This window comes from Streptomyces sp. NPDC048584, assembly GCF_043199595.1.
Classification (GTDB): Bacteria; Actinomycetota; Actinomycetes; order Streptomycetales; family Streptomycetaceae; genus Streptomyces; species Streptomyces edwardsiae.
In genome coordinates this window covers 62,194-80,463 of record NZ_JBICWF010000003.1, presented here as the reverse complement: position 1 = coordinate 80,463, position 18,270 = coordinate 62,194, and the positions used below count along the sequence as shown (strand labels likewise).

The 18,270-nt window shown below is 74.7% G+C and carries 18 protein-coding genes; 6 read left to right on the top strand and 12 right to left on the bottom strand.

The window, feature by feature from the left end:
- Positions 1-46: 46 nt before the first annotated feature.
- Positions 47-202: a hypothetical protein gene (locus tag ACGFR9_RS08300; RefSeq protein WP_393205220.1), complete on the bottom strand. Its 156-nt coding sequence runs from the start codon at positions 200-202 to the stop codon at positions 47-49.
- A 243-nt stretch (positions 203-445) separates the two neighbouring features.
- Between ACGFR9_RS08300 and ACGFR9_RS08295 the strand changes: the two genes are divergently transcribed.
- The gene (locus ACGFR9_RS08295; protein ID WP_393204161.1) at positions 446-952 is read left to right on the top strand and encodes a hypothetical protein; all 507 of its coding nucleotides are present in this window, start codon (positions 446-448) and stop codon (positions 950-952) included.
- 39 nt (positions 953-991) lie between these two features.
- Here ACGFR9_RS08295 and pgm read toward each other — a convergent pair whose 3' ends face one another.
- The 8 genes from pgm to ACGFR9_RS08255 all read right to left on the bottom strand — a co-directional run bounded on the left by pgm (position 992) and on the right by ACGFR9_RS08255 (position 9,363).
- Positions 992-2,632, bottom strand: coding sequence for a phosphoglucomutase (alpha-D-glucose-1,6-bisphosphate-dependent) (gene pgm, locus ACGFR9_RS08290; RefSeq protein WP_393204159.1), 1,641 nt, complete (start codon positions 2,630-2,632; stop codon positions 992-994).
- A gap of 115 nt (positions 2,633-2,747) precedes the next feature.
- Positions 2,748-3,176, bottom strand: coding sequence for a hypothetical protein (locus tag ACGFR9_RS08285; RefSeq protein ID WP_393204157.1), 429 nt, complete (start codon positions 3,174-3,176; stop codon positions 2,748-2,750).
- A 28-nt stretch (positions 3,177-3,204) separates the two neighbouring features.
- Positions 3,205-4,080 carry an STM4011 family radical SAM protein gene (locus ACGFR9_RS08280; RefSeq protein ID WP_393204156.1) on the bottom strand — a complete coding sequence of 292 codons (876 nt, stop codon included), beginning with the start codon at positions 4,078-4,080 and terminating at the stop codon, positions 3,205-3,207.
- 10 nt (positions 4,081-4,090) lie between these two features.
- On the bottom strand, positions 4,091-5,434 hold the full coding sequence (locus ACGFR9_RS08275) for an STM4012 family radical SAM protein (protein WP_393204154.1): 1,344 nt from the start codon (positions 5,432-5,434) through the stop codon (positions 4,091-4,093).
- Positions 5,431-6,252, bottom strand: coding sequence for an STM4013/SEN3800 family hydrolase (locus ACGFR9_RS08270; RefSeq protein WP_393204152.1), 822 nt, complete (start codon positions 6,250-6,252; stop codon positions 5,431-5,433). Before ACGFR9_RS08270 ends, ACGFR9_RS08275 begins: the two co-directional genes overlap by 4 nt.
- 37 nt (positions 6,253-6,289) lie before the next feature.
- The gene (locus ACGFR9_RS08265; protein ID WP_393204150.1) at positions 6,290-7,465 is read right to left on the bottom strand and encodes an STM4014 family protein; all 1,176 of its coding nucleotides are present in this window, start codon (positions 7,463-7,465) and stop codon (positions 6,290-6,292) included.
- The gene (locus ACGFR9_RS08260) at positions 7,446-8,396 is read right to left on the bottom strand and encodes an STM4015 family protein (protein ID WP_393204148.1); all 951 of its coding nucleotides are present in this window, start codon (positions 8,394-8,396) and stop codon (positions 7,446-7,448) included. Before ACGFR9_RS08260 ends, ACGFR9_RS08265 begins: the two co-directional genes overlap by 20 nt.
- 10 nt (positions 8,397-8,406) lie before the next feature.
- On the bottom strand, positions 8,407-9,363 hold the full coding sequence (locus tag ACGFR9_RS08255) for an STM4015 family protein (RefSeq protein ID WP_393204146.1): 957 nt from the start codon (positions 9,361-9,363) through the stop codon (positions 8,407-8,409).
- A 210-nt stretch (positions 9,364-9,573) separates the two neighbouring features.
- Between ACGFR9_RS08255 and ACGFR9_RS08250 the strand changes: the two genes are divergently transcribed.
- The 5 genes from ACGFR9_RS08250 to ACGFR9_RS08230 all read left to right on the top strand — a co-directional run bounded on the left by ACGFR9_RS08250 (position 9,574) and on the right by ACGFR9_RS08230 (position 14,168).
- Entirely contained in the window at positions 9,574-9,900 is a 327-nt protein-coding gene (locus ACGFR9_RS08250; protein WP_393204144.1) for a hypothetical protein, read from the top strand.
- Between the two features lie 58 nt (positions 9,901-9,958).
- Entirely contained in the window at positions 9,959-11,011 is a 1,053-nt protein-coding gene (locus ACGFR9_RS08245; RefSeq protein WP_393204142.1) for a DUF6745 domain-containing protein, read from the top strand.
- Positions 11,012-11,104: 93 nt separating this feature from the next.
- Complete coding sequence (locus tag ACGFR9_RS08240; RefSeq protein WP_393204140.1) at positions 11,105-11,254, top strand: hypothetical protein; 150 nt, start codon at positions 11,105-11,107, stop codon at positions 11,252-11,254.
- A gap of 203 nt (positions 11,255-11,457) precedes the next feature.
- A complete protein-coding gene (locus ACGFR9_RS08235) occupies positions 11,458-13,089 on the top strand; it encodes a PP2C family protein-serine/threonine phosphatase (RefSeq protein ID WP_393204138.1) in 1,632 nt (543 codons plus the stop codon).
- Entirely contained in the window at positions 13,086-14,168 is a 1,083-nt protein-coding gene (locus ACGFR9_RS08230; RefSeq protein ID WP_393204136.1) for a B12-binding domain-containing protein, read from the top strand. The genes ACGFR9_RS08235 and ACGFR9_RS08230 overlap by 4 nt, the downstream gene beginning before the upstream one ends.
- Positions 14,169-14,468: 300 nt before the next feature.
- Here ACGFR9_RS08230 and ACGFR9_RS08225 read toward each other — a convergent pair whose 3' ends face one another.
- The 3 genes from ACGFR9_RS08225 to ACGFR9_RS08215 are packed head-to-tail and all read right to left on the bottom strand — an operon-like array spanning position 14,469 to position 17,986.
- On the bottom strand, positions 14,469-16,037 hold the full coding sequence (locus ACGFR9_RS08225) for an FAD-dependent oxidoreductase (protein WP_393204134.1): 1,569 nt from the start codon (positions 16,035-16,037) through the stop codon (positions 14,469-14,471).
- Positions 16,034-16,765: a class I SAM-dependent methyltransferase gene (locus ACGFR9_RS08220; protein WP_393204132.1), complete on the bottom strand. Its 732-nt coding sequence runs from the start codon at positions 16,763-16,765 to the stop codon at positions 16,034-16,036. The genes ACGFR9_RS08225 and ACGFR9_RS08220 overlap by 4 nt, the downstream gene beginning before the upstream one ends.
- A 33-nt stretch (positions 16,766-16,798) precedes the next feature.
- Positions 16,799-17,986, bottom strand: a complete 1,188-nt coding sequence (locus ACGFR9_RS08215) for a lycopene cyclase family protein (RefSeq protein ID WP_393204130.1) — start codon at positions 17,984-17,986, stop codon at positions 16,799-16,801.
- Positions 17,987-18,270: the final 284 nt, after the last annotated feature.

Sequence of the window (18,270 nt, the reverse complement as noted above, 5' to 3'; positions counted from 1 at the left end):
CGACGCAGAGCAGCAACGACAGGACGCCGATCACCGGCGTACGGCGTCAGCCGCCGACCAGGCCGGCGCAGGCGGGCCCGAGCGACACCAGCGGCAGCGGTCCGACTCCCGGACCGGCCACGACGTCGGCGACCGCGATCACCGCGAAGGGCGTCCAGGACAGATACGTCCAGCGGCCCGACGGCGGTCTCTCCTCGGTCATGGCCTGCTCCGGCGGTCTCGAGGGCGCTCGAGAGCCGCCCGTCTCCTCCGCAGACGCCCCTCCCTCATCTTGAGACCATGCAAAGGTCGGCCGGGCCGTGTCCCCGCGACCGGCCTTTGTCCGATCGAGTCCACGCGCCCGGCGGACGCCTGTCAGCGATATGTTCGGTCGTCCGACCCGCTGTTCTCCCGATTTTGCGCTGTGCAATGATCCTGGCGGGTTCGTCGAAAGGAATGAACGGACGTGACCGCGCGGAGACCGGACGACGGCGGAACGCCGGAGGAGCGGGACGCCGGCCCGTCCCTGCCCGAGGACGTCTGGCAGCGGTTCCTCACCGACAACGAGCGTGCGATCCGGGCCACCGCCCCGAGGGAGCCGTCCGCCCTCCAGCGGACGCGGCCGCGTGCCGGCGGCGGTGCGCCGCGCGGGGACGCCGGCGGTGTCGAGGCGGTCGGTGATCTGTGGCATCCGGACGATCCGTGGGAGGGCCCGGCCTGGCGGCAGATGGACGGGCGCGCCCGGCTGCGCCGGGTCTGCCGCGTGGTGGGGACCGCCGCCGCGATCGCCCTGGCACTGGGCGCGTGGTCCCAGCTGTCCACCGGTGCGGGGACGCCGGCGGAGGGGCCCGGCGGCGACACCGTGCTGCAGCAGTCGGAGGAGGCGCCCGTGGAGCTGCCCACGGCGGCGACGTCGGTGCCGCCCGAACTCGCCTCCCCGTCCCCGTCCGTGCCCGGCGTCCGGGCGGGCTGACGCGCCCCGGCGAGCGGGGCGCGCCGCGCTGGGTGTGGTTCAGTCGCCCAGTGCCGCGAGGACCACGGCCTTGGCCTCCTCCTGCACCCGGCGCAGATGGTCCGGGCCCTGGAACGACTCCGCGTAGATCTTGTAGACGTCCTCGGTGCCGGAGGGCCGGGCGGCGAACCAGGCGCTGTCCGTGGTGACCTTGATGCCCCCGATGGACGCGCCGTTGCCCGGCGCCTCGGTGAGCACCGAGGTGACCGCCTCCCCTGCCAGGGTGTCGGCGGTGACCTGGGCGGGCGACAGTCTGGCGAGGCGGGCCTTCTCCTCACGGGTCGCCGGCGCGTCGATCCGCTCGTAGGCGGGCTCGCCGAACCGGGAGGCGAGGCCGGCGTAGTGCGCGGAGGGCGTCCTGCCGGTGACGGCCGTGATCTCGGAGGCGAGCAGCGCCAGGATGATGCCGTCCTTGTCGGTGGTCCACACCGAGCCGTCGCGGCGCAGGAAGGAGGCCCCGGCCGACTCCTCGCCGCCGAAGCCGAGGCCGCCGTCGACGAGTCCGTCCACGAACCACTTGAACCCGACGGGCACCTCGACGAGTTCGCGCTTCAGGTCGGCGGCGACCCGGTCGATCATCGCGGAGGACACCAGGGTCTTTCCGACACCGGCCGTGGCCGGCCACCGCTCCCGGTGCGCGTAGAGGTAGCCGATCGCCGTGGCGAGGTAGTGGTTGGGGTTCATCAGCCCGGCGTCCGGGGTGACGATGCCGTGCCGGTCGGCGTCGGCGTCGTTGCCGGTGGCGATGTCGAAACGGTCGCGCTGCCGGATGAGGGACGCCATCGCGTGCGGTGACGAGCAGTCCATCCGGATCTTCCCGTCCCAGTCCAGCGTCATGAACCGCCAGGTGGGGTCGGTGAGCGGGTTGACCACCGTGAGGTCGAGCCGGTGCTCCTCGGCGATCCGGCCCCAGTACGCCACGGACGCCCCGCCCAGCGGGTCGGCGCCGATCCGTACGCCCGCCGCGCGGATCGCGTCCAGGTCCAGCACGTTCGGCAGGTCGGCGACATAGGTGCCGAGGAAGTCGTACCGGCCGGTCCCGGGTGCGGCGAGGGCGCGGGCGTACGGGATGCGGCGGACGTCCTTCAGGCCGCCGCGGATGATGTCGTTGGCCCGGTCCTGGATCCAGCCGGTGGCGTCCGAGCCCGCGGGGCCGCCGCTGGGCGGGTTGTACTTGAACCCGCCGTCGGCGGGCGGGTTGTGCGACGGGGTGACGACGACGCCGTCCGCGAGGCCCGTGGTACGGCCCCGGTTGTGGGTGAGGATGGCGTGCGAGACCGCCGGGGTCGGCGTGTAGCCGTCGGCGCTGTCGACGAGCACCGTGACCCCGCCCGCGGCGAAAACCTCCAGGGCGGTGACGCGGGCCGGCTCGGACAGGGCATGGGTGTCGGCGCCGAGGAAGAGGGGGCCGTCGGTGCCCTGCCCGGCGCGGTACTCGCAGATGGCCTGGCTGGTCGCGGCGATGTGGTCCTCGTTGAACGCGGCCGCCAGGGACGAGCCGCGGTGCCCCGAGGTGCCGAAGGCGACGCGCTGTGCCGGGTCCTCGGGGTCGGGGTGCAGCGCGTAGTACGCCGTGACCAGCCGAGCGACGTCGACGAGATCCTCGGGGCCGGCCGGACCGCCCGCTCGCTCGTGCTGCATGTGCCCACTCCTCCGCCTGGGTCGGTTCCTCGCTTGCGGAGACATCTTTCCTCGTCGGGGCCGCACCGCGCGAGTGGGGCCCGGCTGCTCCCCGCCCCGTCCTGCCGCCCCGGTGTCAGATCCGGCCGCCGGTCATCCGGGTCAGGGGGCCGTGGGTGTGGCGTCCGGCGCGCCGGCCCACCGCGTAGGAGGCGGCGGTGAGCGCGGTGAGGCCGGCGGCGGCACCGGCGGCGGCGAGCCTGCGGTGGGCGATGACGGTCCAGGCGGTCTTGGCGCCGGCGGCTACCTGTCCCGAGGTGGCGACGACCACGCGGCGGCCCGCCTCGACACCCTTGGCGGCACTCTGCGCGGCGCCGCTCGCCGCCTGTGCCGCGCGTTCGGCGCCCGAGGCGGCGGCTGACGCGGCGTCACCCGCCTTGCCGGCTGCCTCGTCGGCCGCCTTCCCGGCGGGCGCGGTGGCCTTGGCCGTGGTCTCCCGGGCCTTGGTCGCGGCGGACCGGGTGGAGGTGGTCTTCCGGTTCGTATTCCTGTTCTGTTCACTCATGGAGACCGACTTGCCGCCGGCTCTCCCGTCAAACATGTCCGTCCGCGCGGGACCGCTGTCCGGCCGGGGCCGGTATCCGTTCCAGCACGCCGCCGGCGAACACGTCGTACAGCGGCAGTGTTTCGAGGTGGACGTAGCCGATGTGGCAGTCGCAGGTGGTGAGGGGGCACGGGCGGGGGCGCAGTGCCTGCCGGTAGCTGCCGTCGTAGAGGTTGCCGAGTTCGGCGCGGACGAAGTGGCAGCGGCGGACGGTGCCCTCGCCGTCGACGGAGATGACGGACTCCCCCGTGCGGCAGGGCAGGCCCGCGCTGGTGTGGGGGCGGCGGCTGTACGGGAACAGGGGGTCGAGCGCGGTCCAGACGCCGGCCTCGGCGTCGTCGTAGGTGTGGCCCTCGGCGGCGTTGACCCACAGGTACACCCGCTCGGGCAGGTCGGCGCGCAGCCGCCGGGCGGCGTCCAGGTGGTCGGGCAGTCCGACGATGCCGACGCTGAACCGGGCGCCGAGCCGGTCCAGTTCACGGCACTTGGCGAGGAAGCGGTCGTAGGGGGTCTGCCCCGGGTGGTACGTGCACCACAGGGCCAGGGTGTCGAGGTCGGCGCCCGCGAGCCAGTCGGTGCGGCAGCTGAGGTTGGTCTGGATGGCAACGCGGCGGATGTGCGGCCGGTGGGACAGCCGGGTCAGGGTGTCGCGGTACCAGGAGCGGACCAGGCCCTCGCCCCAGGGGGTGAACAGAAGGGAGAGCCGGTCGGTGGTCCGCGCCTCGGCCCAGTCGGCGAACCTCGCCAGGCAGGCACGGTCGGTGCGGAGTTGCTCGCGGCTGTCGCGGCGCTTGGCGAACGGGCAGTAGGGGCAGTCGTAGTCGCAGGAGGCCAGCGGGCCCCGATAGAGGAGGGTCAGGTCCATCGGGCGGGTCTCACTTCCGCTCGTAGGCGGCCATGGCGGCCCGCACGGCCGGGGAGAACAGCTCCGGGCCGACGGCGTCGGAGTGGGCCAGCCCCTCAGGGGTCAGGCGCAGCAGCCCGACGGCGGTGTCCTCGGTCAGCCAGCCGCGGTCGGCGAAGCGGGTCAGTTCGGCCGGGAAGTCGTCCGCCGGGGTACGGCCGCCGAACCGGGTGCGGTAGTCGGCGACGTCGAGGCCGTCCGCCTGGAGCAGGGACTGCAGCAGATGCCGGCGGCGCGCCTCGCCGGCGTCGACGCGGCGGCCGTACTCGGCGTGGGCGAAGTCGGCGGCCGGGCGGGAGACGTAGTCGTCGATGATGCCGCGGATCTCGTGCATGCCGACGGCGTAGTCGAAGGAGTAGTGCAGCCCGGCCGTGTAGGAGCGGGCGCCGCAGCCGAGCCCGATCATGCCGTCGGTCTGGCAGGCGTAGTCGTCCGCGCCCTGCGGCGGGGCGTCGGCGCGGCGGAACATGCGCATGGACTGCTGGGTGTAGCCGCGGGCGAGGAGGTGGTCGCGGCCCAGGCGGTACAGGCGCAGCCGCTGTGCGTCCCAGGCCGGGTCGGGGTCGCCGGCGCGGCGTCCCAGTCCGGTGAGGGGGCGTATGTAGAGGGGGTAGAGGTAGAGCTCCTCGGGATGCCAGGCGAGGGCGGCATCGAGGGAGTGCAGCCACGTGTGTTCGGTCTGGCCGTCGATGCCGTAGATGAGGTCGATGTTGAGGACGGGGATGCGGGCGTCGCGGACGCGGCCGAGGGCGGCTTCGACGTCGGCGCGGCGCTGGGGGCGTACGGCGGCGCGGGCCTCGGTGTCGTCGAAGCTCTGTACGCCCAGGCTGAGCCGGGTGGTGCCACGGGCGGCCAGGACTTCCAGCCGGTCGGCGGTGGCCGTGGCGGGCGAGGCCTCCACGGACAGCGGGACGGCACGCAGGCCGGCGCCCATGCGGTGCTCGGCGATGTCGCACAGCCGCTCGAGTTCGACGGCGGTGAGGAAGGTGGGGGTGCCGCCGCCGAAGGCCGCGGTGGCGAACCGTACGGGTTCACGCTCCCCCAGCGCCTCCCGTACGGCGGTCGCCTGCCGTTCGAGGGCGTCCAGGTAGGCGCCGGTGAGGCCGTCGGGGGCGCCGATGCGGGTGAACAGGTTGCAGAAGCCGCAGCGGACCTCGCAGAACGGGATGTGCAGATAGAGGGAGAGGGCGTCCTTGGGTTCGCCGGCCCACAGGGCGTCGAGGCGGGGACGGTCGGCGAGTTTCCGGTAGGCGGTCTTGTGCGGGTAGGCGTAGACGTAGCTCTGGTACGGGGTCGTCCGCGTCATGCTGGTCATCGGGCGGCCTCGGCGGGGGTGGGGTCCAGGAAGAAGTGGGCGTAGGGCACGGTCCACACGGACTCGTGGCCGATGCGGTGGCCGGTGTAGCCGTCGTCGCCGTAGGCGGTGCCGTGGTCGGAGCAGACGATGGCGAGGCAGCGGCGTCTGCTGCTCGCGGCGGCGAACAGCCGGCCGATGTGCCGGTCCACGTACTCGAGGGCGGCGGCGTGGGTGGCGCGGGTGTCGCCGTCCTCGCGGGTGGCGCCGGGCGTGTGGAACCAGTTGGGCTGGTGCAGGGCGGCGACGTTGACGAAGAGGAACAGGCGCTGTTCGTGGGGCAGTTCGCGGACCACCTGTTCCGCGCGGGTCACCTGGGACTCGAACGACGTGGCGGAGGTGACGCCGAACTCCGGTGTCCAGTGGGACTCCTGGAACAGTCCGGGCAGCACCGAGCCCAGCGGGCCCTGGCGGTTGAAGAAGCCGACGCCGCCGACGCACACCGTGCGGTAGCCCTCCTTCGCGAGGCCGGACACCAGGTCCGGGGTGTCGTACACGAAGGTGCGCCCGGCCGTGGTCTCGCTGCCGGCGAAGCGGGCCGCGAACAGGCGCGCGTGCGGGCCGGGGGCGGCCGGCGTGGGCAGGAATCCGGCGAAGATCGCCTGGTGGGAGGCGTAGGTGAAGCTGCCGGGGGCGTGCCGCCGCTCCCAGCGGCCGCCGGGCAGACGGCGGGCCAGGTTCGGAATGCGTCCCTCGGCGGCGAGTTCGGCGGCGACGTCGTACCGGAGGGTGTCGAGGGTGACGAGGAGGATGTCGTGGCTGCCGACGATCTCGTTCATGTCCGGATGGTCCGGTGCGGCGGGCGCGGGTGCCGGTTCAGGCGCTGACATGGGTGGTTCCCGTTCTGTGCTGGTGGTACGGGTGTGGCCGGTCCGGGGCGCGGCGCAGGACGGCCGCGACCTGGGCCGCGTAGGTGTCGAGGCCCTCCGCCCCGCTGCCGGGGAGTCCGGTGAGGCGGGGCAGCAGGTCGCCGAAGGCGTTGACCTCGCCGACCGCGAACCGGCGCCAGCCGACGGCCGGGAGCAGGTCGACGCCGACGCAGAGGGTGCGCGGGAAGCAGGCCGCCGCGCGCTCGCACACGGCGAGGACGTCCGCCCAGCTCCCGCCGGCCGCCCCGACGGCGTCGCGTACGGCGTCGAGGTCGCCTCGGGCGCCGCCGAGGTGGAGGTTGGTCATCGGCGCGGTGCTGGTGCGCACGACGGCGTGGGTGGCGCGGCCGGCCACCACCACGACCCGCAGATCGGCGGCGCGGCCCCGCTGGGACGCCTTGGGCAGCCAGTGTTCCAGGTGCAGCCCGTCCGGAGCGAGGGCGTCCACGATCGCGGCGATGTCCCGCTCCCGCTCGTAGCGGCGCACCTTCAGGGAGTTGAACAGGCTTTTGTCCGGGGTCAGTTCGACGGAGGTGGTGGCCCTGATCCGGCCGCTGCCGGACGCCTCGACGGCGAGCACGCCGGAGGCCGAGGAGCCATGGGCGAGCTTGACGAAGAGTCTGGGCATGCGATGTTCGCGCATGACGGTCCGTACGTCGTCCCAGCCGGTGACGGGTACGGCGTCCGGGCCCGAGGTGGGTGACCGGGGCACGGGGATGTCCGCCGCGTCGAGGACGGCGTGGCAGCGCCGTTTGTCGAACAGGACGGCCAGTTCGCCGGGGTCGTCGAGCCGGACGCCGCCGCGCAGGCCGCGGACCGCTTCGGTGAACCGCGCGTACCAGCGTGCCGAGCCCTCCACGCGGGTGGGGTCCGGTACGTCCCTCAGCAGCCGGTCGACCCCGGGATGCTCTCCGGGTGAGTCGAGCCGGACGGTCTCGTCGGCGGCGAAGCCGGCCCCGCCGTCGCGCAGGACCCGCTCCCAGGGCACGACACGCGGTGCGGGCAGTCCGGCCGCGCGGACGGCGTCGGTGAACAGGGTCGTCCTGCGGTTCTCGGGGTTGCCCACGACGGCGAGGCGCACGGGCGCGCCCGCCGGTCCCGGTTCATTCCCCGACCGCGACATAGCGGTCCTCCGGGCGGTGGGTGCGACGGTGGGCGGGGGTGAGGCCGAGGTCCGGGATGTACGGTCCCAGTGTGTCGCGGACCCGGCGGGTCATCTCCTCGCCCATGAAGTGGTGTCCGAGGTCGAGGGCGCGCAGATGGGTCAGCGGCTGCCCGGCGAGCAGGGCGGCTCCCCCGTCGTCGCCGAGGGTGCCCATGCCCAGGTCGAGGGAGTCCAGACCGGCGACGACGGGCGCGGCGGCCACGGCGGTGGCGATGTGGTCCTGGATGTCGCTGTTGCACAGACCGAGATGGCGCAGTCCGCTGCCGCGGCCGAGTGTGTCCAGGAGTGCCCGGACGTCGTCGGCGGTGCAGTCGCCGCCGTACCAGGCGGTGCCCAGCCACAGTTCCAGATGGTGCAGGGCGGGGAGGTCGCAGGCGGCGAGGCCGCGCACCGGCTCGGGCGGCAGGCCGCCGGACTCGACGCGCAGTCTGCGCAGCCCGGCGTGGCGCAGCGGCTCGATCACCAGGCCCTCGCCGCCGCGCAGACCGAGTTCGTACAGGCCCGGCCAGGCGTGCAGGACGCGCCCGATGCCGCCCTGTTTGATCCAGGAGATCTCCGTCTCCTCGGATTCGACGTCCGCGAGGAAGACGGCCCGCAGCCGGGGCAGCCGGTGTGCGTCGGCGGTGATCAGGTCGAGGACGGGGCCGATGCCGTCCTCGTCCCACTCCTGCCACCAGGCGCCGATGACGAGGGCCACGGCCTCGTCGGTGCGGACCCGGTCCAGGAAGGAGCGCCACCGGTCCTCGAACGGGACCTCCCATTCGGCGGCGAGCCGCCAGGCGACGGAGGCGGGAGGGGGCAGACCGGGGCCCGGATCACCCTCGGGGCCGGTGAAGTCGTGTACGGGCAGGCCGTGGAAGTGCTTCAGATGGGAGGGGTAGTAGCCCATGAGGACGCGCTCACTCCCCCACGGAGACGAAGCGGTGGACGGTGCCGTCCTCGTCCTCGTCGCGGTCGGCGTCGTCCTCGTCGAGGTCCACCTCGACGCCCGCCGGTTCCAGCGTGTCCCGTATGCGCTGCCGGAGGGGCTCGCTCAGGTAGTTGTGGTGCAGGTCCAGCCGCTTGAGGTGGGTGAGCGGCTGGCCGCCGAGGAGGGCGGTGGCGCCTTCGTCGCCGAGGGTGCCCATGGACAGGTCGAGCACCTCGAGGCGGGCGACGACCGGCGCGGACGCGACGGCGGCGGCGACCTCGTCCTGGATCTCGCTGTTGCGCAGGGCCAGGTGCCGCAGCCGGGGCAGCCGGGCGCCGGAGAGGATCGGTTCCAGGTCGGTGACCTCGCTGTCGGCGCCGTACCACGAGGTGCCCAGCCACAGGTCGAGGTGTTCCAGCGCGGGCAGTTCACTGGCCGCGATCCCGCGCACCACCTCCACGGGGAGTCCTCCGGTCTCCACGACCAGCTTCCGCAGTCTGTCGTGGCGCAGGGCGGGGAACACCAGGCCCTGGCCGCCGCGCACACCGAACTCCTCCAGCGCGGGGAAACCGGCGAGCAGCCCGGTGACGTCGGTCTGGTGGATCCAGGAGATCTCGCACTCCTCGAACACGATGTCGCCGAGGAACAGCGACCGCAGCGCGGGCAGCCGGTCACGCGCGGCCAGCAGCGCCTCGATGACGTCGGTCGGGCCGGAGTCGTAGGCGTCGTCCCACATGCCGACGACCAGGGCGCGCACCCGTGTGGTGTCGACCTCGGCGCAGAAGCGGGCGAACCCCTCCGCCCATCCCGTGTCGTCGTCGTACGTCCCGCCGGCCAACCGCCAGGCCACGGAGCCGGGCTCGGGCGGCGTCGCCGGGCCCGTGCCCTCGGTGAAGGGGAACACGGGGAGCCCGTACAGCTCCTCGAGGTGGCCTCCGATGGTCATCCGGGCTCTCCTGTCGTGCGGTGGGTGAGGGAAGGCGGGGCCGGGTCGGCGCACGGGGTGCGGGCCGTCCGGCGGTGCGTGCAGCAGTTCTACCAACAGCGACTGACAACGCCCGGCGGCGGGGCTGGTGACGGTCCGTTGTCAGTGGCGGCTCGTACTGTCTGCGGCATGGGCTCCGGAGCAGGGTGCGCCGGAGTGGAGGGGAGAGTCATGTACCGGCAGGGAGACGTGCTGATCGTGCCCGTCGCGGACGAGGCGGTGCCGTCCCATGTTCCGGACGCGCCCAGGGAGCCGCGGGACGTCAGGGGCCGGCTGGTGCTGGCGCTGGGCGAGGTCACCGGACACGCGCACGCCGTGGTCGGGCGGGGCGAACTCGTGCGTGAGCCGGGCCCGTACGGGCCGTTCCTGCTGCATCTGCCCGAGGGCGGCCGGGTGGTCCACGAGGAGCATGCGGCGATCGCGCTGCCGAAGGGCTGGTTCCGGGTGATCCGGCAGCGGGAGTACGTCCCCGGCTCGGTGCGGCTGGTGGCCGACTGACCGGCCCGGGCGAGCGTACGGAACTTCACACCCGACCATGGAACAGGGGACGTCGACGATGACGATCACGCAGGAGAGCGGGGCGGCCGCCGTGACCGGAAGCCTCTCGCAGGAGACGGCGCGCTGGCGCGCGTGGGCCGCGGACACCGGCCCGGCCGACCGCGCGGCGGCGGATGAGGGCGTCCGGCTTGCCTACCGCGACGCGGGGCTGCCCGAACCGGAGCGTGTGATCTGGGCCGGGTCGCCGCGCGAGGGCGTGACGCTGGTCCGGCAGGGGACGGACTTCGGGGCGAGCGTGCGCGAGGCGGTGCGCAACGCGCCGTGGGCGGCCGAACGCGGGCGGATGTACGAGGAGTTGGGTGCGGCGGGCTGGTCCCGGCGCTGGTCGGAGACCGGCGGCGCCCTGTGGGACACCACGCAGGCGCTGGTCGACCGGATCCGCGCCGGAGTGCTCGACGAGCTCGCCCCCGGCGATCCGGCCGCGCGCACGGAGATACGGCTGGTCCTGCTGGACGCGCTGCTCGGGCAGCACGACGCGCCGTGGCTGGCCGCCCTGCACACCGAGGGGGCCTCGCTCGAAGGGCCGGCGCGGGTGTGCCGCAGCGCCGGCTGGTGGTGGCCGTTCGAGAAGGTGGCGGTGGTGTGCGAGCGGCCCGTCGCGCTGCACCGGGACGAGGCGGGGCGGCTCGACCACGGGGACGGGCCCGCGCTGGAGTTCCCCGACAGATTCGCGCTGTGCGCCTGGCGCGGCATGCCGGTGACCCGCGCCTTCCTGGAGGAGCTGCGCACCCTCACCGCGGAGCGGATCCGCGAGGAGGAGAACGCCGAACTGCGGCGGGTGATGCTCGAGTACTACGGCTACGACCGCTATCTGGCCGACTCCGGGGCGAAGCCGCTGCACCGGGACGACACGGGCACGCTCTGGCGGATCGAACTGGACGACGACGAGCCGGTCGTCATGGTCGAGGTCCTCAACTCCACACCCGAACCGGACGGCACCCACCGCACGTACTGGCTCCGGGTGCCGCCGGCGACCCGGACGGCCCGGGAGGGTGTGGCGTGGACGTTCGGCCTGGGGGCGGAGGTGTACGAGCCGCTGAAGGAGACGTGAGCCCGTCCGGGGCCGCCGGCGGGGCTGAGGGCGCCCGCGGGGGGTAGGCGCAGGAGAGCAAGGACACAGCGGACCCGTGGAAGGGGAGCACCCATGCCCAGCATGATGGAGCGCATCAAACAGTTCGCCAGGAGCCCTCAGGGGCGGCGCACGGCCGAGCAGGTGCGGCGGGCGGCGGCCGATCCCCGGCGCCGGGCGCAGGCGCAGCGGCTGCTGGGCAGGCTCCGGGGCGGCCGGCGCTGACCCCTTCCGGTGCCCTCCGCGCGGTCCGGCGGGTGCCCGTTCGGTCGCGGGCGAAAGAAGGAGTAGGGCCTCCTCCCCGGGGTACGCAGCCGTCCGGCGGGCGCGTGGGCGCCCGGGCAGGTTGATTTCACGGACAGGGATGGGGGACGGTGGCAACCGAATCCGGTTTCCCCGGCAGAGAGGTGGTGGGGTGCGCACGTCGCGTGCCTACGCTTGTGATTCCTTCCCCCGGTTCTCCCGCCCACCCACGCGAGACGGACGTCCGCGTCGGTCCGACGTGGAAGGAAGCCCCCTGGCCGGTGGTGGTCCTCGACGCGCAGGGAGCGGTCGTGGACCAGAACCCGGCCGCCCGGCTGTTACTGACGGACACGGGCACCGCGCGGAGCGCGGTGCCGCCCTGGCTGGCGGAGGCGCACCGGAGCCTCACCGGGGGAACGGCCATCGTGCCGGCGGGTCCCATGGCCGCCGGGGAGATCGGTGACCGGTTCTTCGAAGCACGTCCCGGCCCCGTCGCGGACGGCGGTGTGGCGTGGTGGCTGGTGGACGGCACCGGCCACCACCGGGCCGAGGCGGCCCTGCGCGCCGCCAGGAAGCAGGCGGAGATCCGGGCCATGGTCTCCACCACCCTGCTGGCGTCGCTGAACGTGCCGCGCTGCGCGGAGGTCGCGGCGCAACTGGCGGCGGAGCACCTCGCCGACGCCGCGCTGCTCGTCCTGCCGCCCGTCGGCCGCCGCCATCCCGTCACCCACGCCCTGCGCGGGCGGCCGGCGGAACACAGCTCGCTGCAGTTCGACCCCCGGGGCGTGCCGGGGCTGGCCGAGGCCCTCCAGGGGTTCCCGCCGGTGCCCGCGCGCTGGATCGACCCCGGTGCCCTTCCCGGCTGGGTCGTCCCGGACGGCTTCGGCGGGCCGGTCGGCTCGGTCATCGTCACCCCGCTTCCGGGGCACGGTGTGTCCGCCGGTGCGCTGATCCTGCTCCGCTCCAGCACGGAGCGGGCCTTCACCCCCGACGAGGAGGCGTTCGCCCGGCTCTTCGCGGCACGCGCGGGCGCCGCGCTCTCGGCCGCGCGTCTCTACAGCGAGCAGAGCGCGGTCACCACCACACTCATGCGGGAACTTCTGCCGCCGGCCCTGGAGAGCCTGCACGGCGTGGACTACGCGGGCCACTACCGCACGGCCAGCGACCACGAACGGATCGGCGGTGACTTCTACGACGTCCACCCCGGGGCCGACGCCTCGCGCGAGACGTTCGTCGTGCTGGGCGACGTGGCCGGCAAAGGCCTGGACGCGGCGGTCCTGACCGGGAAGATCCGCAACACACTTCAGGCGCTGCTGCCCCTGGCCGCCGACCACCAGCAGGTCCTCACCCTGCTCAACGGCGCCCTGCTCGGCTCGCACCACACCCGCTTCGCCACCATGGTGCTGGCCTCCGTCCGGCGCGAGGACGGCCGGGTGCGTCTCCGGCTGACCAGCGCCGGGCACATGCCGCCGCTCATCGTGCGCGCCGACGGCCGTGTGGAGGAGGCGGCCACGCACGGCACCCTCGTCGGCGCGCTTCCCTCGGTCACGGTGCGGACGGCCGAGGAGACGCTGGCGCCCGGGGAGACCTGTCTGCTCTACACCGACGGCATCACCGAGGCCCGCGGCGGACCGCTGGGCGACGAACTGTTCGGGGAGGACCGGCTGCGGCAGGCACTGGCGGAGTGCGCGGGAATGCCGGGAGAGGCGATCGTGGAGCGGGTGCAGATGCTGGCCGCCCAGTGGCTGGGCGGCGGCAGCCACGACGACATGGCCACGCTCGCCATCAGCGCGCCGCGCGCCGGGAGAGACGCGTGAGCGGGACTCCTCCGTCGGCCGCCGTGCTGCGCGACCGGCTCTGGCGGGCGGTGCTCGAGGGCAGTGAGTACGACGCCGTCGACACGGTACGGGCCGGTCTCGACGCCGGATGCGGGGAGGAGGTCCTGCTGCTCGACGTCGTCGCGGCGGTGCAGGAGCGGATCGGCACCGAATGGGCCGCCGACCGCATCACCGTCGCCCAGGAACACGCCGCCACGGCCATCAACGAGCGGGTGATCGCCGCCCTCGTGCACCGTCCGGCGGCGGCCAGGCCCGCTCCCCCGCCCCGGGGGCGGGTCACGGTCACCTGCGTCGACGGCGAATGGCACGCCTTCCCCGCCCGGCTCGTCGCGGAGGTCCTGCGGCTGCGGGGCTGGCAGGTGGACTACCTGGGCGCCCAGACCCCCACACCCCACCTCGTCGCCCACCAGCACCACACCAACTCCGACGCCGTCCTGCTCTCCGGTTCGATCCCCACCCACCTTCCGGCCGCGCACGCGGCCATCACCGCCTGTCAGGCCGTCGGGGTGCCCGTGCTCGCCGGGGGCAGGGCGTTCGGCGAGGACGGCCGGTTCGCGCGCGCCCTGGGCGCCGACGGGTGGGCGGCGGACGCCCGCGGGGCGGCCGCCGCGCTGGAGGCGGGGCTGCGGCGCCCCACCGCGGTCCGGCAGGTGGTCGACGACCTGCCGCATCTGGCGGACCAGGAGTACACGATGGTGGTCCAGTCCCGCAGCCGCCTGGTCAAACAGGTGCTGACGGAGCTGGAGAGCCAGTTCGCGGCCATGCGCGGCTACGACGCCGCGAGGCGGGAGCGGACCGCGGAGGACGTGGTGCACATCCTCGACTTCCTGGCCACCGCCCTGTACCTGGACGACGCGGGGGTGTTCACCGGATTCCTGGAATGGACCGCCGACGTGCTGGACGCCCGCAGTGTTCCGGTGGGGTCCCTGGTGACGGGGCTGGACATCCTCGCCGAGCAGCTGCACGACTTCCCGCGGGCCCTGGGTTTCGTCCGCGAGGGCGCGGCCGGTCTGCGCGGCCGCCCCTCCGGGTCGGTCGTCCACGGCACCGCCGTATGACCGCGCCGCACACCGCCGGTGTACGCGTCGCGCCCGGTCCCGGACACCGCGACGCCGACCGTGCGGGTGACCGGTGAACTCGACGGCGCCCGCGTGGTGGCGCACCTGACCGGGCCTGCCGCCCCGTCCGGGGTGCGGCCGGGCTCCGGCGGTCCGGCGGACATCTTGCGCCCGGGTCCGGCCCCGCCGCGCCGCTCATGGTCCGCCGGCGCTGCGCCGCCGCCGACGCCGCCCTGCGCCCGGACGGCCCGCCGCCCTTCCCAGAGCGCCGCCCGCGCCGGACCGACGTGTTCGACCACCTCACCCGCGCCTGACCCCGGCGGCCGGCCGGGCCAGGGACCGCAGCAGGACGCCACGCCCCCGGCCGGGCACCGTCCACAGGGTCTGCCCGCGCACTCCCCAGCGCTCCAGCAGCGCGTTGGCGGCGAGGAACCCGGAGGTCGCGGCACGTTCCATGAGCGCCACGGGCAGTCCCGTGCGCACCAGATCGCCGGCCACCACCAGCGCGGGGTCCGGTGTGCGCACCGTGGGCCGGCCGGCGTACCCCCCGACGGGGAACAGCGGGCAGTCGGACCGCCACAGGTGGCGGGCGTCGACGATCCCGGCACCGGCCGTCTCCGGGTACACGCGGTGCAGCTCGCCGATCAGCGCCTTCTGTTCGGTCTCGCGCGAGTCCCGGGGATGCCGCGCGTACGCGTGGAGTTCGACCACGGAGCCGCCGGTGCGGGCGGCCCAGCGCGCCGCCTCGTCCTCGTAGCGCTCCAGCACGCTGATGTTGTCGAGGCCGGCGTAGCCGCCGGTGCCCAGGAACGCGGGCCGGTCGGGTGCCACGGGCCGGTCCAGCCACAGGCGGCTGACCAGGAACGGCGGGGCGTCGCGCAGCGCCGCGACCCGTTCCCGCCACGGGCCGTCGCCCAGCCGGCCGGAGCCGGCCACCAGGCGGCGCAGTCCCGGGGCGTCGAGGGCGAGGACGACGGTGTCGTGACGGCTCTCCTCCGCGGTGGTGGCGACCTCGTGGCCGCCGTCCCCGGTGGGGGCGATGTGCTCGACGGCCGTGCCGGTGCGGATCCGGGCGCCGTGCCGGCGCAGATAGCCGGCCAGGGGATCCCACAGGGCGGCGGGGAAGGGCGCGCCGGGCACGTCGAACAGCAGTCCCTCGGCGGAGCCGAGGAAGTAGATGTGGAACATCAGGACCATCTCGGCGGCCGACAGCCGCCGGGGGTCGGCGAAGAAGCTGCGGGAGAACACCTCGAAGGCCAGATGGCGGGCGCCGGGCGGGAAGCCGACCGCGTCGAGGAAGTCGTGGGCGCTGACGCCGTCCAGGCGTGCGTACACGTCGGGTACGCGCACGTCGAACAGCGGCAGGGCGGCCGGCAGGCGCAAACGGCGCAGGTCGCGCAGGCGGAAGGAGGGGCTGAGGGCGGCGAAGCCGAGCGCACTCCACGGCGGGGTGCGCGGGACGTGGCGGAAGCCGTCCCGCAGTCCGTCGCTGTGCCACAGCGGGTAGTCCGGCAGCCCGGTGAGCCGCTCCAGGCGGGGGTCGGTACGACGCAACAGGCCGCGCAGGTTGTAGTACTGACGGAAGAAGGCGTGGAAGCCCCGGCTCATGGTCGCCGGCGTACCGTCCGCCAGGCGGGTGGGCCAGCCTCCGGCCCGTCCGCCGAGGAAGGGTTCGCGTTCGTAGAGCGTCACGGCGACGCCGCGCTCGGCGAGCGCGGTCGCCGCGGCCAGTCCGGCGATGCCGCCGCCGACGACGGCGGTCGTGGGGCGGGTGCCCTCGATCCTCCGGACCCCGGGCGGGGGCGCGAGCATCCGGGCGCGGCGGTCCCGGCCGTGCCGGGTGGCGTCCGGGCGGCGGGGGCGGGTCATTCCTCGGCCCCGCTCTCCGTGCGGGGCCGCCGGCCGACGACGGTGTGGGCGATGCCCGTCTGCCATCCCGGCAGGGGCAGGACGCGCACCGCCTCGAAACCGGCCGCGCGCAGCCGGCCGGCGAAGCGGTCCGCGGTGTCGAACTCGACGACGCTGCGCCGCAGATGGCGGTACAGCTCGCCGTCGCCGAGCACGGTGGCCGCGGGCTGCACGATGCCCCGGCACACCAGGTTCCACACGGCCCGGTCCACGCGGCGCCCGCCGAGGGCGTACTCGTGGGCGCCGAGCCGTCCGCCGGGTGCGAGCAGTCCGCGCACGGTGGTGAGCACGGCGTCGGTGTCGGTGACGTTGCGGAACAGGTAGGCGGCGAAGACCGCGTCGAACGGCCCGTCCACGCCGGCCTCGGCGAGCCCTTCGGCGCGGGCGCGGGTGAAGGTGACACCGGGCGGCCAGGGTTTGGCGGCGGCCCGTTCCAGCATGCCGGCGGAGGCGTCCACCGCGGTGATCCGCGCGTCCGGCAGTACGGCGGCGAGCGCGGCGGTGGAGGCGCCGGTGCCGCAGCCGAGGTCGAGCACGCGCAGTCCCCGGCCCCCGTGGGGCAGCCCGAGACGTCGGGCGGAGCGGCGCAGGTGGGCGTGGTAGCCGGGGTTGGCGGCGACCAGGGTGTCGTAACGGCGGGCGGCCTGGTCGAAGGCGGCGGCGAGCCGCTCGTCGCGCAGCAGGGTCATGGGACCTCCGGGGCGGGGTGCCGGGTGGGCGGGTCAGGGGCCGTCGAAGGGGCGGCGGGGCAGGCCGGGCAGTTCCAGCGCCGACCGGAGCATCGGTCCGACGGGCGTGCGCAGACCGATCGCGAGGTCCTGGTGCAGCCGGGTGCGGCCGTCGAGGAAGAGCAGCAGCCGCCGCATCGGCACCCGGGCGAAGAGCCGGCACAGCAGCGCGGGCCCGTCGGCCCGGCCGCTGTCCAGGGCGCGCAGCAGTACGGCGTCCATGGCGCGGGAGCGGGCCGAGTGGGCGGGGGGCGGCACGGGCCGGCGGCCCTGGCGGAGGGCGGCGGCGACGGCGTGTGTCTGGCGCTGGAGTCCGGCGAAGGTGTACCCGGTGGAGGGGCGGGTGGCGCCGCCGGCCGCGCCGATGCGGAAGACGGACTCGCCGGTCCGCCGGGGCATCGGGGCGTCGGTCATCGGGATGACGCCCGTCTCGGTGGACAGCACCTGGAGTTCGCCCAGCCGGAGCACCTCCTCGGCGTACTGGCGTACGGCCGTCTCGTAGCCGGCCGGTGTGAGGGGGCGGGGGGAGAACTCGGTGTACTCCACGAGGGCCTCGTGCCGGCCGACCGGCAGGACGTAGCCGAAGGACAGTCCGCGGCCGGGCTGCGGGGTGCGGAAGTCCATCAGCTCCGCGGTGCGGGGGTCGAAGGCGGGCCGGTCGGTACGGACGAACCAGCCGTGGAAGTGCTGGAGCAGCGTGGTGCGGGCGGCGGGCAGGCTGCCCGGGGGGCGGGAGTCGAAGACCCAGCGGGCCCGCACGGTCCGGGGGCTTCCGTCGCCGTCCCGGAACCGGACCAGGGCTCCGCCGGGGACGTCCTCCACGGTGTCGACGGTGGCCTCCAGCCGTCGCACGGTCCGGCGGGCGGCCAGGTGGCGTGCGACGAGGTGTTCGAAGTCGTCGGAGCGGAGCATCTTGTAGCGCAGCGGCGCGATGTCGCCGTCGACCGCGGCGCCGGCGGGGTGGCGCACCCTGAGGTGCTGCCACGACGCGGTGACCGCCGCGTCGAAGCGGCCGCGGCCGGGCTCCCAGAAGCACCAGGTGCGCCGGGGCGGCCGCAGCGGGCCGGGCGGCGCGTCCAGCAGGACGACGGACGGTCCGCGGGGCGCGGCGTCGGCCAGGCGGTGGGCCAGGGACAGTCCGGCCGCTCCGGCTCCGACGATGGCGACGTCCGCCTCCAGCACGACGGCGCCTCCCTCCTGTGGTTCGTCCTGCGCGTGTCCGGCCGGTGTGTCCGTCCGTGTGCCCGGTCGGATCCGGGTCACTCGGGTGTGAGACGACGGGCGTGGAGGGGAAGGCATGCGCCGGTCGTCCGGCCTGCCGGAGCGATGTGCCGTGCCGACGAGAGGACAGCAACCGCGATGCGCCCCACCGAGGCCAAGGTCCACGACCCGGCGGTTCCACCGTGCGCGCCGCGCCCGGCGGGCCCGCCGGGTCCCTCCGTCCGGGTGCGGTCCGACCGCGTGAA

Coding starts and splice junctions, on each gene's coding strand:
- ACGFR9_RS08270 (WP_393204152.1), bottom strand. CDS start 6,252: ATGAACGAGATCGTCGGCAGCCACGACATCCTCCTCGTCACCCTCGAC.
- ACGFR9_RS08300 (WP_393205220.1), bottom strand. CDS start 202: ATGACCGAGGAGAGACCGCCGTCGGGCCGCTGGACGTATCTGTCCTGG.
- ACGFR9_RS08240 (WP_393204140.1), top strand. CDS start 11,105: ATGCCCAGCATGATGGAGCGCATCAAACAGTTCGCCAGGAGCCCTCAG.
- ACGFR9_RS08250 (WP_393204144.1), top strand. CDS start 9,574: ATGTACCGGCAGGGAGACGTGCTGATCGTGCCCGTCGCGGACGAGGCG.
- ACGFR9_RS08285 (WP_393204157.1), bottom strand. CDS start 3,176: ATGAGTGAACAGAACAGGAATACGAACCGGAAGACCACCTCCACCCGG.
- ACGFR9_RS08260 (WP_393204148.1), bottom strand. CDS start 8,396: ATGGGCTACTACCCCTCCCATCTGAAGCACTTCCACGGCCTGCCCGTA.
- ACGFR9_RS08255 (WP_393204146.1), bottom strand. CDS start 9,363: ATGACCATCGGAGGCCACCTCGAGGAGCTGTACGGGCTCCCCGTGTTC.
- pgm (WP_393204159.1), bottom strand. CDS start 2,632: ATGCAGCACGAGCGAGCGGGCGGTCCGGCCGGCCCCGAGGATCTCGTC.
- ACGFR9_RS08245 (WP_393204142.1), top strand. CDS start 9,959: ATGACGATCACGCAGGAGAGCGGGGCGGCCGCCGTGACCGGAAGCCTC.
- ACGFR9_RS08265 (WP_393204150.1), bottom strand. CDS start 7,465: ATGTCGCGGTCGGGGAATGAACCGGGACCGGCGGGCGCGCCCGTGCGC.
- ACGFR9_RS08280 (WP_393204156.1), bottom strand. CDS start 4,080: ATGGACCTGACCCTCCTCTATCGGGGCCCGCTGGCCTCCTGCGACTAC.
- ACGFR9_RS08220 (WP_393204132.1), bottom strand. CDS start 16,765: ATGACCCTGCTGCGCGACGAGCGGCTCGCCGCCGCCTTCGACCAGGCC.
- ACGFR9_RS08225 (WP_393204134.1), bottom strand. CDS start 16,037: ATGACCCGCCCCCGCCGCCCGGACGCCACCCGGCACGGCCGGGACCGC.
- ACGFR9_RS08275 (WP_393204154.1), bottom strand. CDS start 5,434: ATGACCAGCATGACGCGGACGACCCCGTACCAGAGCTACGTCTACGCC.